Origin of the sequence: Halomonas urumqiensis (assembly GCF_003028575.1) — a bacterium.
In the GTDB taxonomy this organism is placed as follows: Bacteria; Pseudomonadota; Gammaproteobacteria; order Pseudomonadales; family Halomonadaceae; genus Halomonas; species Halomonas urumqiensis.
In genome coordinates, this window is the sequence record NZ_PYUD01000003.1 from 365794 (window position 1) to 382823 (window position 17030).

The window sequence follows — 17030 nt, forward strand, 5'->3', positions numbered from 1 at the left end:
AGAAATCCTCATACGGATTATAGTCCACCTATGATTCGCATGCGAATCACCAAATCGCCCGCGTTTATCCGCCTGTCGTTTTGCGGCACCATGACGGTGTCACCCCATCACCCAACCATCCACCCGCCGTGTAAGGAATCGCCATGCCCGCCGCGAGCTCTCCCAGGGAAGAGGCCCTTGCCCCCGGCTTCATGGTCGTGCATGGCAATCGCCTGGAGGATCTGCGCGGCCTGGCGGTGGCGTGGATGACGCGCCACCCGCTCTCGCCGCTGGAGAACGAGACGATCCTGGTGCAGAGCAACGGCATCGGCCAGTGGCTGAAGCTGGCGCTGGCCGAGGACCCGGCCAACGGCGGCGCCGGCATCGCCGCCGCGCTGGACGTCAGCCTGCCGGCGCGCTTCCTGTGGCAGGCCTATCGCGCCGTGCTCAACCACGCGGAAGGCGACAGCGAGGCGGTGCCGGCCACCTCGCCGTTCGACAAGTCACGGCTGGTCTGGCGGCTGCTGCGCCTGCTGCCGGCCTTGATGCCCAGCGAAGACTTCGCCCCGCTGGCGCGCTTTCTGGAGGGCGACGACGACCTGCGCAAGCATCACCAGCTCGCCGAGCGCCTGGCCGACCTGTTCGACCAGTACCAGGTCTACCGCGCCGACTGGCTGGAAGCCTGGGCCGCCGGCGAGGACGTGCTAATCACCGCGCGGGGCGAGGCCAAGCCGCTGGACGCCACCCAGCGCTGGCAGCCGGCGCTATGGCGGGCCATCTGCGACGATGTGGAGAGCACCCAGGGCAGAGCCGGCATCGACGCCAGCCGCGCCCAAGTCCACCGTCGGTTTCTCGATGCCGCCGAGGCGTTCACTCCGGCGCATCGGCCCCGCGAGCTGCCGCGCCGGGTGCTGGTGTTCGGTATCTCCTCGCTGCCCCAGCAAGCGCTGGAGGCACTGGCCGCCATCGCCCGGGTCAGCCAGGTGGTGCTCTGCGTGCACAACCCCTGCCAGCACTACTGGGCCGACATCATCGAGCACCGCGAGCTGTTGAGGGCCACCCAGCGGCGCCAGCAACGCAAGGCCGGCATGCCCGAGCGCCTCGACGTGCTGGGCAGCGGCGACGGCGAAGCCTCGCTGCACCTGCACGCCCAACCGCTGCTGGCCGCCTGGGGCAAGCAGGGCCGCGACTACCTGCGGCTGCTCGACGAACACGACGACGCCGGTGCCTACCAAGGGTTGTTCGAACGCGAGGCACTGCGTATCGACCTCTTCGAGCCCTGCATCGGGGAAGACGGCGGCTGCCTGCTCTCGCAATTGCAGGACGACATCCGCGAGCTGCGCCCGCTGGCCGAGACCCGCGACAACTGGCCGGTGCTCGACCCCAGCCAAGACGACTCCATCGTCTTCCACATCGCCCATGGCCCCCAGCGCGAAGTGGAGATCCTCCACGACCAGCTGCTGGCCGCCTTCAGCGCCGACCCCGACCTGCGCCCGCGGGACATCATCGTCATGGTGCCGGACATCGACCACTACGCGCCGCATATCCAGGCCGTTTTCGGCCAGTTGCCGCCCGACGACCCGCGCTTCATCCCCTACACCCTCTCCGACCAGGCCAGCCGCCACCGCCTGCCGCTGATGATCGCTCTGGAGAAGCTCACGCGGCTGCCGGAGCTGCGCTTCTCGGTCAGCGACCTGCTCGACCTGCTCGAGGTGCCGGCGCTGCGCGCGCGCTTCGGGCTTGCCGAGGCGGACCTGCCGACCCTTTCGCGCTGGATCGAGGGCGCCGGCATCCGCTGGGGGCTGGATGCCCGCCAGCGTGGCAGCCTCGACCTGCCGGAGGGGCTGTCCCAGAACACCTGGGCCTTCGGCCTGCGCCGGCTGCTGCTTGGCTACGCGGTGGGCAGCAGCGGCGGCGCCTGGCAAGGCATCGAGCCGTTCGACGATATCGGCGGTCTTGAAGCGGGCATGGCCGGCCCCCTGGCGCAACTGCTGGAGACCCTGGAAACCCAGTGGCAACGGCTGTGCACGCCCACCGATGCCGACGGCTGGGTGACCCGCCTGCGCGAGCTGCTCGAGGCCTTTTTCAGCGCCGAGGAGAGCGCCGACAGCCTGATGCTGGCACGTCTCGAACAAGGGCTGCAGGATTTCCAGGAAAGCACCCGCGAGGCCGGCCTGACCCGCGAGCTGCCGCTCTCCGTGGTGCGCGAACACTGGCTCGGGCAGATCGACGAACACAGCCTATCGCAGCGCTTCCTGGCCGGTGCGGTCAACTTCGCCACCCTGATGCCGATGCGCGCCATCCCCTTCAAGCGGGTCTGCCTGCTGGGCATGAACGACGGCGACTACCCCCGCCACCACCCGCCGCTGGACTTCGACCTGATGAACGGCGACTACCGCCCCGGCGACCGCTCGCGCCGCGAAGACGACCGCTACCTGTTCCTCGAGGCCCTGCTTTCCGCCCGCGAGCAGCTGTATATCAGCTGGGTCGGGCGCAGCATCGTCGACAACGCCGAGAAGCCTCCCTCGGTGCTGGTCGGCCAGCTCCGCGACCACCTCGCCGCCGGCTGGCGCACCACGCACGAAAGCGACCTGCTCGACGACCTCACCTCCAAGCACCCGCTGCAACCCTTCAGCCGCCGCTACTTCCCCGATGCCGCCACCCAGGCCGCACGCAACACCTCGGCCCGCCGCCTGGTGACCTACGCCCACGAGTGGCGGGATGTGCATACCGAAACCGCGCCAACGCAGGCCACCGGCGCACTCGGCGTCTTCACCCAGGACACACCGCTGACGCTGATCCAGCTCGGCAACTTCCTGCGCGACCCAACCAAGGCCTTCTTCAACACCCGGCTTCGGGTCTATCTCGAGCGCGAGGACATCACCAGCCTCGACCAGGAACCCTTCGCCCTGGATGGCCTCACCCACTGGCAACTGCAGGACACCCTGATCCAGGCCCAGCGCCGCGCCATCGACGCCGGCCAGCCGCGGCTGGAGGCGCTGCACGCCACCCTCGAACGCCTGGAAGGCCAGGGCGTGTTGGCCATGGGCGCTTTCGGCGAGCGCATGCGCGAGCAGCTCGCCGAACCCATGGAGGCGCTGTTCGAGGCCTACGCCGAAGCGCTGGCGGCCTGGCCCCACGCCGTCGAGGAACCCGAGCCGGTGCGCCTGGCACTGTTCGACCGCGACGCCGCCGAGGCCCCGCCGTTGGAAGACTGGCTCGACGCCCTGCGCCTCGACGACTCTGGCCAGCGCTGCCGCCTGCTGCTCTCCAGCAGCAGCCTGGTCAGCCAGGGGCGCGGGCGCGGCCAGTACCGCTGGGGCCAACTGGTGCGCCCCTGGGTGGCGCATCTGGCGGGAAACCTGGAACGCCCGATGACCACGCAACTGCTCTCCAAGGCCGGCAACGTCACCCTGCCGCCCCTGGGCGACGACGAGGCCCGGCACCGGCTCGGCGAGCTGATCGCCGCCTGGCAGGCCGGCATGCAGGCGCCCCTGCCGGTGGCCTGCGACACCGCCTTCGTGTGGCTCGCCAAACGCGGGCCAAACGACACCCCCGGCGAGCTCACCCCGGACCACGACGCCTGGCATGCCGCCCGCAAGGCCTATGAAGGCGACGGCTTCACCAGCGGCGAAGTCGAGCGCAATCCCTACCTGGCCCACCGCTGGCCCGACTTCGCCGCCCTCGCCGGCGCCAATCGCCACCGGCCGGACAGCTTCGCCGAGCTTACCGAGCGGCTGCTGAAGCCGCTGCATGACGCCGTCAAAGGAGGCGGGAAATGAGCGATACGCCCATCGAGCTCGATCCCCTCGATTTTCCGCTGCACGGCAGCCGCTTGATCGAAGCCAGCGCCGGCACCGGCAAGACCTTCACCATCGCCCTGCTATACGTGCGACTGGTACTCGGCGCCCGCCACGCCGAAGACACCGCCGCCTTCGACCGCGCCCTCACCCCACCGGAAATCCTGGTGGTGACCTTTACCAACGCCGCCACCCAGGAACTGCGCGAACGGATTCGCGCGCGGCTGGTGGAAGCCGCCGAGGTGTTTCAATCGGGGACGGTGTTTCAATCGGGGACAGACCCCCATTTTTCTGCGCCCAGGGAGGGGTTCACAGCGCCTCCGCAGAGACCTGCTGACGAAGCGACAGAGACGCGGCAAGACCCGCTGCTGCTCAAACTCCGCGACCAATACGACCCGGCTGGCTGGGCCGCCTGCGCCCGGCGCCTGCAACTGGCCGCCGAATGGATGGACGAGGCCGCCGTCTCCACCATCCACAGCTGGTGCTACCGCATGCTGCGCGAGCACGCCTTCGACAGTGGCAGCCTGTTCTCGCTGGCGCTGGAAACCGACCAGAGCGAGCTGGAACAGGACGTGGTGCGCGACTACTGGCGCAGCTTCTACTACCCGCTGGACGCCGAGGCACTGGCCGAGATCACCCGCTACTGGAACGCCCCCACCGAAGGCCGTTCCTCGCTCTACGGCGCCGTGCGCCCGTTGCTGCATGAAAGCGAGGCACTGGACCGGAAGGCCCCACCGCCCGCCGAGAGCCTGGCCGCCGCCCAGGCCGAGCGCGACACCCGCCTGGCCGAGCTCAAGGCCCCCTGGAGCGCCTGGCTGGACGAGCTCGCCCCCGCCCTGGAAGACGCCGCCACGCGCAAGGCCTTCAAGGGCCAGAGCTTCAATGCCAAGAGCCGCGCCAACTGGCTGGGCGCCCTGCGCGAATGGGCCGAGAGCGATGCCATCCGCCCCGCGCTTACCGATGCCGCCTGGAAACGCCTTACCCCCGATGGCATGGCCGAGATCTGGAAGGAAGGCACGCCCCCGCTGCCGCAAGCCTGGCAAGCCCTGGTCGAGTTGCCCGAAGCGCTGAACGCCCTGCCCGACCCCCACGCCGACCTGCTGATCCACGCCGTGCAGTGGTGCCGGGTGCGCCTGGAGCGCGAGCAGCAACGCCGCGCCGAGATGGGCCCCAACGACCTGCTCACCCACCTGGACCGCGCCCTGAACGGCACCCAATCAGCCCCTGGCAGCGCGGCCCTGGCCGAGCAGATCCGCCGCCAGTTCCCGGTGGCGCTGGTCGACGAGTTTCAGGACACCGACCCGGTGCAGTACCGCATCTTCGATCGCGTCTACCGCCTGGACGACAATGCCGGCGGCGACCCCGAGGGCGGCAGTCAACGGGCGGGGGTCTTTCTGATCGGCGACCCCAAGCAGGCGATCTACGCCTTCCGGGGCGCCGACATCCACACCTACCTGCAGGCCCGCCGCGACACCGCCGGCCGCCACGTCACCCTGGGCACCAACTACCGCTCCAGTGCGGCCATGGTCGCCGCGGTCAACCGCTGCTTCGAATTCGCTGAAGCTCACCCGCCCGGCGCCTTCCTGTTCAAGGAGAGTGACGGCGGCAATCCGGTGCCCTTCGTCAGCGTCAAGGCGAAGGGTCGCAAGGATGCCCTGATGGTGGAAGGCCAGCCGCAGCCGGCCATGACGCTCTGGCAACTGGAAAGCGGGCAACTGGAAAGCGACGAGCCGCTCTCCAAGGGGGTCTATCGCGACGAGATGGCCGAACGCTGCGCCTCGCGGATGGTCGCCCTGTTGGAAGGCGGCCAACGCGGCGTGGCCGGCTTCGATGACGGCGCAACCCTGTGGGCGCTCAAGCCCTCGGACATGGCGGTGCTGGTCAACGGCCTCACCGAGGCCCGCGCCATCCGCCAGGCCCTGGCGCGGCGCGGGGTCAAGAGCGTCTATCTCTCGGACAAGGACAAGGTCTTCGCCTCGCCCATGGCCTGCGAGCTCGAGGCCTGGCTGTGCGCCTGCGCCGACCCCGACGACGAACGCCGCCTGCGTGCCGCCCTGGCCACCCCAAGCCTGGGACTCGGCCTGGCCGAGCTCGACCACCTGCAGCAGGACGAACTGGCCTGGGAAGGCCGCGTGATGCAGTTCCGCGACTATCACCGCCTGTGGCAGCGCCAGGGCGTGCTGCCGCTGGTGCGCCGGCTGATGAACGACTTCGCGGTACCCGGCCGGCTGCTGGCCGAAGGGCCCGCCAGCGAAGGGGAACGCTATCTCACCGACCTGCTACATCTCGGCGAACTGCTGCAGCACGCCAGCCAGGAGCTCGATGGCGAACACGCGCTGATCCGCTTTCTCGCCGAATCCATCGCCGACCCCGACGACCAGGGCGAGGCGCACAAGCTGCGCCTGGAGAGCGATGCCGACCTGGTGCAGGTGATCACCATCCACAAGTCCAAGGGGCTGGAGTACCCGCTGGTGTTCCTGCCGTTCATCTGCGGCCACCGCGCCACCAAGGCCGAGGATACGCCGCTGCGCTGGCACGATGCCGAAGGCCGGCTGCATCTCAGCCTCGAGGCCGACGACGCCATACTGGCCCAGGCCGACCGCGAACGCCTCGGCGAAGACCTGCGCAAGCTCTACGTGGCGCTGACCCGCGCCCGGCACGCCACCTGGCTTGGCATGGCGCCGCTCAAGGGCGGCGAAGGCAGCGCCATCGGCCAGCTGCTCGCCAATGGCGCCAGCCTCTCGCCCGCCGAGTTCAGCGAGGCCCTGGCAATGCTCAAGGGCAACGAACCCGCCATCGCCATCCAGCCCGCGCCGCCGCCCAGCGCCACGCTGTTCCGCCCCCGCGAGCCCCAGGCCAATCTCGGCGAAGCGCTGATACCGCGCCGCCCGGCCCGCGAGCAATGGTGGATCGCCAGCTACTCGGCACTGCGCACCAGCGGCGCGATCCTCGAGCCCCAGCCCGCGGCTCAACAGCCACTGGCCAGCGCCCCAGTAAGCGCTGACACACCCCGCAGCACTGACACACCGCACAGTGCCGCCCAGCCGGAGCCCACCACCCCGCTGGAGGCCACCGCCTTCGAAGTGATGGACGAGCCCCGCGACACCGCCGACGCCCCTCACACCCACAATCTGCACAGGTTTCCGCGTGGGCCGGGGCCCGGCACCTTCCTCCACGGCCTGCTGGAATGGGCCGGCCAGCACGGCTTCGCCCACGCCACCCACGACACCGCCCTGCGCGAAGACATGCTGGCCCGGCGCACCCAACTGCGCGGCTGGACCCCGTGGCTCGTCACCCTGGATGGCTGGCTGGGGGAGTTGCTCACCACACCCCTGCCGCTGCCCGACGCGCGCCAGTTGCGACTTTGCGAGCTCACCGCCTACCAGGTGGAGATGGAATTCTGGTTCGCCGCCAAGCGCGTTTCGACCCAGGCGCTGGACGCCCCCGTAAGCACTCACATACTGGCGGGCGCGCCTCGCCCGGCGCTGGACCCCGACACCCTCAACGGCATGCTCAAGGGCTTCATCGACCTGGTGTTCGAGCATCAGGGCCGCTATTACGTGCTCGACTGGAAATCCAATCACCTGGGGCCGGACGACGACGCCTACACCCCGGCCGCCATGCGCGACGCCATGGCCGAGAAGCGCTACGACCTGCAGGCCGCGCTCTACCTGCTGGCGCTGCACCGGCTGCTCCGGTCGCGGCTGCCGGATTACGACTACGACCGCCATATCGGCGGCTCGCTGACTGTCTTCCTGCGTGGCGTGGGGGCAAGCACCGCCGAGACGGGCCGGGGCGTGCATGCCGAACGCCCCCCGCGTGAACTGATCGACACGCTGGATGCGCTGTTCCAGGGCCAGGAGCCGACAGTCACCACTCACTCCACGCCGGCAGGGGCTCCCGCATGAACGACATGAACGACCTGTTCGACGACCTGCCCGAACCCCCTCAGCCAGGGGCGCGGGCCCACCCCGCCCTGGAGGACGCCCCCGCGCTGCTCGCCCTGCTCGAGCGCTGGGTGGCGCGCGGCTGGCTGCGCGCCCTGGACCGCGCCCTGGCGGTGTTCCTGCACCGCGAAGTGCCGGATGCCCCGCCCACACTGCTGCTCGCCGCCGCCCTGGCCAGCCACCAGCTCGGGCGCGGCCATGTCTGCCTGGATCTGGCCGCCACTCTCAGCGCCCCGGACCTCGCCCTCTCGCTGCCCCCGGAAGGCGACGACCTCAGCGACCCGCCACCGCTACCAAGCGAGGTACTCGCCGGCCTGACCCTCGCCGCCTGGCAGGAAGCGCTCACTCACCCCGGCCTAGTGGCCGACGGCGACGACCACGCCCCCGGCCACACCCCGCTGGTGCGCAGCGAACGCGAGGCAGGCACACGGCTCTACCTGCGCCGCTACTGGCAGTACGAACAGGACATCCGCCTGCATATCGCCAAGCGCCTGGAGGCCGGTGCCTACCCGGGCAACACTGCCACCCTGGCCCACGCCCTGGACGCCCTGTTCACCCCCACGGCCACCATCGACTGGCAGAAGACCGCCTGCGCCCTGGCCGTGCGCTCGCCCTTCGCGGTGATCACCGGCGGCCCCGGCACCGGCAAGACCACCACCGTGGTCAAGCTGCTCGCCCTGCTGCAGGCCCTGCAACTCGGCCAGCCCGGCCAACACGCCCTGCGCATCCGCCTGGCCGCCCCCACCGGCAAGGCCGCCGCACGCCTCAACGAATCCATCGCCAAGCAGGTGAAGGGCCTCTCGCTGCTGGAACTGGCCAGCGCCGTAAGCCAACAGGGTGTGGATATCCCGACCCTGCGCGACAGCATTCCCACCGAGGTCACCACCCTCCACCGCCTGCTTGGCTCGCGGCCCGACACCCGCCACTTCCGCCACCACGCCGGCAATCCGCTGGCGCTGGACGTGCTGGTGATCGACGAAGCCTCGATGGTGGATATCGAGATGATGGCCGCCGTGCTCACCGCTCTGCCGCCCCGGGCGCGCCTCGTGTTGCTGGGCGACAAGGACCAGCTCGCCTCTGTCGAAGCCGGCGCCGTGCTCGGCGACCTCTGCCAGCGCGCCGAAGGCGGCCACTATACCGCCGACACCGCCGCATGGCTGGAAGCCGCCACCGGCACACCGCTGCCCGAGCACACGCTGGATCGCCACCACGGCACCGACCACAACACGCTGGGCCAGCCGCTGGACCAGGCCATCGCCATGCTGCGGGTCAGCCACCGCTTCGATGCTCAAAGCGGCATCGGCCAGCTCGCCGAAGCGGTGAACCGCCCGCTATCCGCAGCGCACACCGCCAAGCAGAAACGCCGCGCCGTGCGCGAGGTATTCGATCAGGGCTACGTGGACCTGGCCCGGCTGCGCCTGGCGGAACCCGATGACTCGGGGTTGGACAAGCTGGTCACCCACGGGCACCCCGCCGGTTTCGCCCATCACGGCGAAGGCCGCCACGACCGCCGTGGCGAGCCGGTGGCGCCGCCACGCGGCTACCGCCACTACCTGGAGGTGATCCGCACGCAACGCCCGGCCCACGACACCTTCGGCGAAGGCGACACACGCCAGCCCTTCGACGACTGGGCCCGCGCCGTGCTGGCCGCCCACGGCCAGTTCCAACTGCTCTGCGCGCTAAGAAAGGGCCCCTGGGGCATCGAAGGCCTGAACCCGCGTATCGGCCGCGCCCTGCGCCGCGCCGGGTGGCTCAATGCCAACGACCTGGAGCTGGACCATGGCTGGTTCGAAGGCCGCCCGGTACTCGTCACCCGCAACGACTACGGCCTGGGGCTGATGAATGGCGATATCGGCATCACCCTCGCGCTGCCCGACGCCCGCGCACCGGGCAGAAAGCTGCTACGTGTCGCCTTCCCGGCCAGCGACGGCAGCGGCAGCATCAAGTGGGTACTGCCCAGCCGCCTGCAAGCGGTGGAAACCGTCTTCGCCATGACGGTACACAAATCCCAGGGCTCGGAATTCACCCACACCGCCCTGCTGCTCCCCGACGCCCCAAACCCCATCCTCACCCGGGAACTGGTCTACACCGGCATCACCCGCGCCCGCGACTGGCTCACCGTGGTGGAAACCGGACGCGGGATGCTGGATGAAGCGGTGACAAGGGAGGTGATGAGGGTGAGTGGGTTGGGGAGGTTGTAGGAAAGCCGCCATCGATAGTGGGGGCGAAGCGGCTTTCGGCCAGAAGCGGACGATCAGTGAAATATGATATAGCGTCCCGCTTGAGCTGCCGCAGGGCTTACAGCGAAAAGAAGGGGGTGCGTCTCCAGCTTATTGATTACAATTCAGAATAAATCCTAAAAATCTTACCTTTCGCCTTGGTAAGTAATTGGATCTACCCGGATCCCAACGTCCTTGCGTATTTCGTTGAGGAAATTGATAGCTAGGCCTCTGAAGCTCTCCCAATTTGTTTCTTTTCCATCATAAATAACAGCCAATATGAGGTCTGTAAGGGCATCATGGGCGTCCATTACGGATTGTGGAGCATGCATGGCGAGATATGCGTATACCCTAAGCCGTTGCGACTCAAACTCTTGCAACTCCTCACTCGTTAGCGCCCCCCTCTTCCCGAGCATCATCATCTCGACCTTTGCCACCATAACAGCGATTAAATCAATCGCAGCACGGTAAATAGCGACTCGATCGGAGTGTTCTTTTACCTGAGCCTCACGTGCTATATCAATATGAGCCTTGATAGACGCGATCTGCTCTTCAGACGTGCGCTTCAATGAATCTTTGAGCTCTTCCAACTCAATCACATGCTGATGACGTTCAGATTCCATCAAACGCTCAGCCCAGAGTTTTCCAAGCCAGTTCGACAAAGCAAAAACTATCACTGCACCGCCACCAAGTGAGGCGATGATGCTAGCTCCGATTGACAATATGTCAAGGACTGTCATGTCAGTTATATCCACTAATAGAGAAATGCATGATTGGCAGAATGAACGTTATCACTGCCCTAGGGCAATAAGCATGACTGCCTGGGCATCGCTAGCACGCTAGCAGTTTATCTTTTCTTATAAAACATCCTTCTTCAACGATCCATCCCGAACGAAAAAACGGCCACACGCTGCGAATTTAAGGTCTCTCTACAACTCTATCAGCATAATTCCGAATTCGGCCAAAAGCAGACTATCAATAATTCCGGATAAAGATCAAGCGAAGCTAGGTGATTAAGTGCAATTAGGGTTGGCTTAATCAATTCTTCAGTATGCTATCCCCTATGGAAATTGTTAACGATCCATATGGAAACCGCAGTCATGCCTACCAAGAATGATGCTAGCGCGAATGCAGTAAGTCCAATGAACCAATCTGTCCAAGCGGAATACGTATCTTTTAGTAACGGCTGAATGACTAAGTCCGCCAACCCTGCGGCACCAACTATCCCAAATACAGCCATCAGCCATCGATCCATCCGAGAACGTTGTTTATCGATACTATAGCGACGTTCATCCAAGTGCCATCTTGCTTGCTCTTTGCCTGATGCAATGAGCCTCGTTGTACCTGCAGCATCCATCAAGTATTCGAGGGCATCTGTAATTTCTCCGGCTTGGCTTGATTGGTGGATTACAGACTCGGAAACTGCAAGGGTTTCGAAAGCATGGATAAGATGCTCATCAGAGGGAGGAGAGCTCGCGTTTTCACATGCTCTGGCAATACGCATATTGTGGTACTCAAAGTGTTCAGCCCTAGCTTGATTCTCCAGCAGATAAGCTGTTGTACTTGTATCCTCCCATGCATTTTCAGGAGCATCACTTGGCCGCAACCACGTCCAAAGAAGCAGTGCTCTATTGCCATGTAGACAATAATCCTCAAAGGGACGCAAGTCAGTTGGCAGTGGCGGGGGTTGGTAATTTCCAGGAGAGCGCATCAGGATTCGTGATAGCGACGGGCCATATTTTTCGAATAGCGCATCTTTACACTGGGGCTGGCCTGCAAATCGCATTAGTGAAATCGACGGCCGGCCCTGCCACAACTGGATACCTATTCCCTTCTTGGGCTTCCTGCTACTCCTTGCAACTACTTGTGATGCGGCAGCGCTTGCGTAGATGGATCGGCAAAGGTCAATGGTCGCTTCCCATTCAGCTTGGTCTTCGGAACCGGCGATTTTGTGAAGATTCCATGTTTGACCGTTTAATTCGAAGCATCTTCCTTCTCTACTTAAGGATTCCTTGAGTACTGCTTTAGCTCTTTGACGCATTTCTTTAACAAGCTTGCGGGTCTTTCGATCGACAATACTTTGGCCACCAATTGAAATTGCATTCTCAAATCCGCTAAACAAAAGCTGCTCGCCATCTATTAACTGGAGCTCTGCTTGTACCCAAATGCAATCAAAGTAGCACTGAAATAAGTTCACGTATTCTTGGATGAAGTCGGCTTCAGCAAGGTTGTTCCATTCAGCATCGAATTTAAAGCAAATAGACATAATTCCATCAGCATACAGCTTGAGCCATGGGTAAATCGGCAGGATCAAGTCGTCACGTTCAAGAATTAATGGCGATAAGGCAGCTCGCAGATATGGTGGCACTTGTCTAGCCTCTGGCGCTTCAATGCGCTGCTCATGGAAAGATAACTCCATACAGAAAGTTAGGTCATCAACAGCATGCTTTGGTAAGGCATCGCTAAATTTGACCGTCCAATGATTATCCCACTGGCGTCCCTGTGGTTGGATCCATTCGAGCTGGATATCGCCATGCTCATCAAGGTAGATAGCCTTAAGATCAGAGAAGCAAACGGTATTGACTAAGCCAGACTTAAGAAGCTTCGTGGCTGTCTTTAGAAGGTCTACCTCAGTTACATCAAGGCCTGCCGTGTAGTTATAGAAGCAGTTTACCTGCTGTACATGCAGGTCACTTGAATGAGACATCACCGCAGGCTCTCCTTGATTTGAATTTCAAGCCAACATGCTAACATCTTTGGCTCAAGTGCAGCGGCGCATAAGCGCCGACATCACTTGGAACCCTTTGCTAGATTCTTAATTTTTTAAACTCATAAGCCACGCATCACTTCTAAGACCAATTGCTTAAATTTTTCCGTTGAAATTTCATTCGTGTCGTAGGCTCTTATTCGAATAAGTTTTACATTTGCCGCTCTGAATATTCCATCTTTCATGCGGTCGTTTTTTACTGCACACTCATTGTCATGGTGTTGGCTGTCCAACTCAATAAAGAATTTTGGCTCATACTCATTACCACTATCGAAGACAACGCTGTCAATGATAGCTTTAAAAAAATATTCACGTTCATCAGAACTCAGAGAATCCTTTATAGCCGAGTAAGCTATGATACAGCTTACGGCCACATTAGGGTATGGGTGGTATGTGGGGAAAGCCTCTCTCACAGCCTCGAAGAAAAATTGTTCTTGGCGAGATTTGAACAACCTAGTAGTTTTTGAATTCTCGCCAGTGGTAAGGGTGGCTTTGATGGAAACGTTCTGACGACGTGCATGAGCCAGTACTTCAGGTGCTTTAGCTTTAATCTCTTCTAGTATTTGAACCGCAAGCGGACGATCTTGGTGCTGTGCTGCATAACTCAGCAGGTGGTCACTCTTGGTTTCTCTTAGAAGAGCAAGTTTTCTGTCAACAAAAGTTTCTACAAATGACTTCGAAAACGCATGCTGCTTCAACTCAATTACCAAGCTGGGATACTCATATACCTTTTTCCGTTCGCCTGGTGGCAGAGAGTCGGTTTCTACGAAGAACTCAGACTCAAACAACCTGATTGCTTGCGCGAACACAGGATCTGGACCAATAAGCTTTGAGTTGTTGTACATGGTTTTCGCTATAGATTCCCATTCCTTATTGGCCAGCATGTGGAAAAGCGATTCAGAATCGAACAAAATAATGTCCTTCTATGTATCTAACGCAGAAATATTTTAACATTAAATTTAGCTCGGCTACATAACACCAATCACCGCGCATGCTGCCTTTGATGGCATGTCTGCTTTGGGTCGCCAGCTGCCTAATTCTGTCCATGAGCATAGTCTAACATTCTTAATTCGGCCAGAAGCGGATGTTGAGACCATTCTGTTATAATCACCGCAGCACTCCCAGCTTTATAGTGAAGATAAATCCGCAACGAAAAATCCGTCGCTGCACGTGCGATTGTTAGGCGAAACCATTCTGTTACTCCTCATGGTCTGGCCTTACCTGTACCTTTAGCTATTAGTTCTGCGTAGCCTTCTATACTGTGTGATTTAATGCTTGTTAACAACTTTGGTATATGATTCGCAATTCCAAATGCATCAGTGCGCTCAGTTGGTGCGACACCTCCTGATTCCGTTAATTCGTACTCTCTATTGCTATCAGAAAACCCCATTCTTCTAAGGGGAACAGTAGGTATCACATCAGCATGCCTGTAAATATGATAAGGCCCTGAAAAGCCGCATATTACGCCAAGCCCACAATAGCGCGGCATGCCAAACGTATATGCACATACAGCATCGTTCGGCATTTCATCCGCCAGCAACATATGCCCATTCCTTGAGCTATGAATAGCATAGCCTATTGCAGCCATCGCCCCACCAAGTGAGTGCCCTGTCCACACTATTTTCAAGTTACTAACCGAATTTGTTTTTTCCTTTATTTGTTCTGAAATTGACTCGAACTGTGGAACAATTGATTCAAAAAATCCTTTATGAAAGTATTGCCGCCCCAGATCGGTAGCTGTAAATTCAAATGGAAAAAATTCAAATCTCCCACCTCTCAAATAAAATTTCTCAGTATCTATATTAGCTTTCCAATCCCAAAGTTTTCTAAACACCGTACCTCTTACCGCTAGAATCACTACATCATTGAATATCGTCCCAAAAACCAAGGAGTACCTGCCTCTAACAACAAAAAATCTAGCGTCAAGTTTGACCCCATTTAAAGCATCAAGAATTGAGCTTGTCTTTCCTGACCTAACAAAACTACGATATAAATCGCTTGCAACAAGATGTATTCGGCTCGCTTTTTTTAACTCGTACTCTTGTACGTCCTGATAGACTATAGATGATAATTCTGCACAGACTTGCGCCTTGTGCAAAGAAAATGATTTTTTGCTCCAATCTTGTTCGTACGCAAGATTGAGAATTTTTCCCATACGATTTCGAAGATTTTCATCCAATGTAAGATCTCCTCTGCCTATGGCCTCACAGGTATTAGTTGACACTCTCTATGAATGGATGAAAGTGCCCAAACGTTTGCCCAGTAAGTATACAAGCCTGTGATCTTCATCATCATTAATTAGGGGATATATCCAAAACTTGCATGCCTGCTTACCATTGCCGGAATGGCCGCTTTGGGTCGAAAGCGGTCATTCTTTCGGGCTGCAAGCAGTGCTCCCAAAAAAGGCCCTTTCCTGTGCGTGATGTAATTCGATTCTTTGGAACGTCATCAGGCTCTCCCCGCTTCTTGCCGATAGACCAGGTACTGGTGGGCGCATTTTTGGCAGGTCGCCGTGTAGCTCGCGCCATCCTTGGCGACCTTGACGCTCTTCCAGCCGCAGGCGGGGCAAGGTTGCTTCATCGAGGTGTTGGTGCTGCAGCTGCCACACTTCACGTAGTAGCCGTACTTGCCATACATGTCGGTCAGGTGATCGATTTTGCCGCAGAGCTTGCAGGTCAGCAGGCTACTCGCCGGAGCTGAGGTGTTTGACGACGGCTCGCTTATTGCTGGCACTGGTTCGCTGAGGGGGGCGGCTTGCATATCCGGCTCCTGAACCGCTGATGGCTGATCCACTGGATTCGAACCTGTCTGGAGCGATGCCATATGTTCGAGGAGAAAGACACCGAGATTTTCCAGTTCATGTGCCGAGAACCGAGCCCTGCCCTTGAAAAGACCGCCCCGAAGGCTGCCAACCAGCTCCTTGACCTTCTTGGCCACGAACTCGGTCTTTACCACCTTGTCGGCCACATCCTTCGGCATCTGCTTGCGATGCAGGATCGCGGTGCTGGAGATGGCACATAACGCGCGCCATTCGCGATGGCCGACCTGAGTCTGGATACCCAGCAGTTTGCCAAGCAAGTGTTCCACGTTATCGCGTAATAGTTCCTTCAGCAGGTCCTGCTGGAGTTCCGCCTGACGGATCGGCGACGGTATGCCGGTCCAGTTACCCTTGTAGCTACGTGACCACTCCCCTTCCGCGTTGACCTGTACCTCGCCGACGATGCTCTTGGATTCGATGATGATGAAGCCGTAGGGGTGAATCACCAGGTGGTCTATCTGAGCACGCTCGCCATCGTGCTCGATCAGCAGATCGTGGATGATGCGGACCTGCTCGCTCGTGCCGAACTCCCGACGAAGGTGGAAGGCCACGTCCTGTTCCTGCTTGTGGCCATAGAAACCGCGCTCGCCTGCGCCGAAGAAGGCGTCCTTTTCCTTTAGAATCATTATTTTGCCCCTGCATAACGCGCTGACGAAATATTCCTGCTGTCGTCGTCGGCTACATCTTGTTACCGCAAAGCCTGCCAGCAAATTCGCTTGGGAGCTAGTCGGCAATGGCGCAATCTGCTGTCGGCGTATCTCGAGGCGGCAGCGGTTCGGATGAACGGCAGGGACAGCGCCCACCTCACCAGGGCAGTTCCTCGCCATTGCTGTGCCAGAAACCACCGCTGGTGTGCAGGGTCAGTTCGTCGATGCGCTGGGCGATGCCGTCGGCGGCCTCCTCTGCACTGATCAGGCCACCGAAATTGACCATACGGGTCTTTACGAAGCCAGGGTGGATCTGCGCCACGGCGATACCGCGGGGCTTGAGATCCATCGCCAGTGACTTGCCGAAGGCGTTGAGAGCCGCCTTGGAGGCGCGGTAGCCATAGCGCCCGCCAGAGCCGTTGTCGGCGATGGAGCCCATGCGGCTGGTGATATTGGCGACCTTGGCCCCCTCCCCCAGGTTGCCAAGCAGCGCCTCGGTGACCCGCAGCGGCGCGAAGGCGTTGATCTCCATCTGTTCACGCATGGTGTCGAAGTCGAGCTCGCCCAGGGTCTCGTCCCTGAGCAGGCCGGCATTGTTGATCAGCAGGTCCAGGCGTCGCCCCGCAAGGTCCCGCTGCAGGCGTGCGATGTCCTCTGGGCGGGTCACGTCGATACCCTCGATCAGCGTCTCGGCCACTTCGCCCAGTTCGGCAACCTCCTCGCCGCCGCTGCGGCAGACGCCTATGACCGCCCAGTCGGCGGCATGGTAGTGGCGGGCCAGGGCCAGGCCGACGCCGCGGTTGGCGCCGGTGATCAGTACGGTGGACATCATCTCAACTCCAGAATGGGAAAA

9 protein-coding genes are annotated in these 17030 nt (G+C 61.1%); 3 read left to right on the forward strand and 6 right to left on the reverse strand.

Going from position 1 to position 17030, the window contains the following annotated elements:
* The first annotated feature begins 143 nt into the window (after positions 1-143).
* From recC to recD, 3 genes are read left to right on the forward strand one after another with little or no spacing between them, the layout of a single operon-like run.
* The gene (recC, locus tag C6V82_RS11505; protein ID WP_102587147.1) at positions 144-3761 is read left to right on the forward strand and encodes an exodeoxyribonuclease V subunit gamma; all 3618 of its coding nucleotides are present in this window, start codon (positions 144-146) and stop codon (positions 3759-3761) included.
* Positions 3758-7687: an exodeoxyribonuclease V subunit beta gene (recB, locus tag C6V82_RS11510; RefSeq protein ID WP_102587148.1), complete on the forward strand. Its 3930-nt coding sequence runs from the start codon at positions 3758-3760 to the stop codon at positions 7685-7687. Before recC ends, recB begins: the two co-directional genes overlap by 4 nt.
* Before the next feature lie 5 nt (positions 7688-7692).
* A complete protein-coding gene (gene recD, locus C6V82_RS11515; protein ID WP_229843188.1) occupies positions 7693-9927 on the forward strand; it encodes an exodeoxyribonuclease V subunit alpha in 2235 nt (744 codons plus the stop codon).
* A gap of 164 nt (positions 9928-10091) precedes the next feature.
* Here the strand turns inward: recD and C6V82_RS11520 are convergent, their stop codons facing one another.
* The 6 genes from C6V82_RS11520 to C6V82_RS11545 form a co-directional block, all read right to left on the reverse strand.
* A complete protein-coding gene (locus C6V82_RS11520; RefSeq protein ID WP_102587150.1) occupies positions 10092-10685 on the reverse strand; it encodes a uroporphyrinogen decarboxylase/cobalamine-independent methonine synthase family protein in 594 nt (197 codons plus the stop codon).
* Positions 10686-10999: 314 nt separating this feature from the next.
* A complete protein-coding gene (locus C6V82_RS18020) occupies positions 11000-12652 on the reverse strand; it encodes a hypothetical protein (RefSeq protein WP_146009660.1) in 1653 nt (550 codons plus the stop codon).
* A gap of 122 nt (positions 12653-12774) precedes the next feature.
* Positions 12775-13623, reverse strand: a complete 849-nt coding sequence (locus C6V82_RS11530; RefSeq protein WP_219724479.1) for a DUF2726 domain-containing protein — start codon at positions 13621-13623, stop codon at positions 12775-12777.
* Between the two features lie 293 nt (positions 13624-13916).
* Positions 13917-14891, reverse strand: a complete 975-nt coding sequence (locus tag C6V82_RS11535; protein WP_146009661.1) for a lipase family protein — start codon at positions 14889-14891, stop codon at positions 13917-13919.
* A 269-nt stretch (positions 14892-15160) separates the two neighbouring features.
* On the reverse strand, positions 15161-16357 hold the full coding sequence (locus tag C6V82_RS11540; protein WP_308430829.1) for a nuclease-related domain-containing protein: 1197 nt from the start codon (positions 16355-16357) through the stop codon (positions 15161-15163).
* Complete coding sequence (locus C6V82_RS11545) at positions 16335-17009, reverse strand: SDR family oxidoreductase (RefSeq protein WP_102587154.1); 675 nt, start codon at positions 17007-17009, stop codon at positions 16335-16337. Before C6V82_RS11545 ends, C6V82_RS11540 begins: the two co-directional genes overlap by 23 nt.
* Between the last annotated feature and the right edge of the window lie 21 nt (positions 17010-17030).

What these genes read in the sequence shown, in the direction of transcription:
- C6V82_RS11540 (WP_308430829.1), bottom strand. Translation starts at nt 16,357, where the DNA reads ATGGCGAGGAACTGCCCTGGTGAGGTGGGCGCTGTCCCTGCCGTTCAT.
- C6V82_RS11520 (WP_102587150.1), bottom strand. Translation starts at nt 10,685, where the DNA reads ATGACAGTCCTTGACATATTGTCAATCGGAGCTAGCATCATCGCCTCA.
- C6V82_RS18020 (WP_146009660.1), bottom strand. Translation starts at nt 12,652, where the DNA reads ATGTCTCATTCAAGTGACCTGCATGTACAGCAGGTAAACTGCTTCTAT.
- recB (WP_102587148.1), top strand. Translation starts at nt 3,758, where the DNA reads ATGAGCGATACGCCCATCGAGCTCGATCCCCTCGATTTTCCGCTGCAC.
- recD (WP_229843188.1), top strand. Translation starts at nt 7,693, where the DNA reads ATGAACGACCTGTTCGACGACCTGCCCGAACCCCCTCAGCCAGGGGCG.
- recC (WP_102587147.1), top strand. Translation starts at nt 144, where the DNA reads ATGCCCGCCGCGAGCTCTCCCAGGGAAGAGGCCCTTGCCCCCGGCTTC.
- C6V82_RS11545 (WP_102587154.1), bottom strand. Translation starts at nt 17,009, where the DNA reads ATGATGTCCACCGTACTGATCACCGGCGCCAACCGCGGCGTCGGCCTG.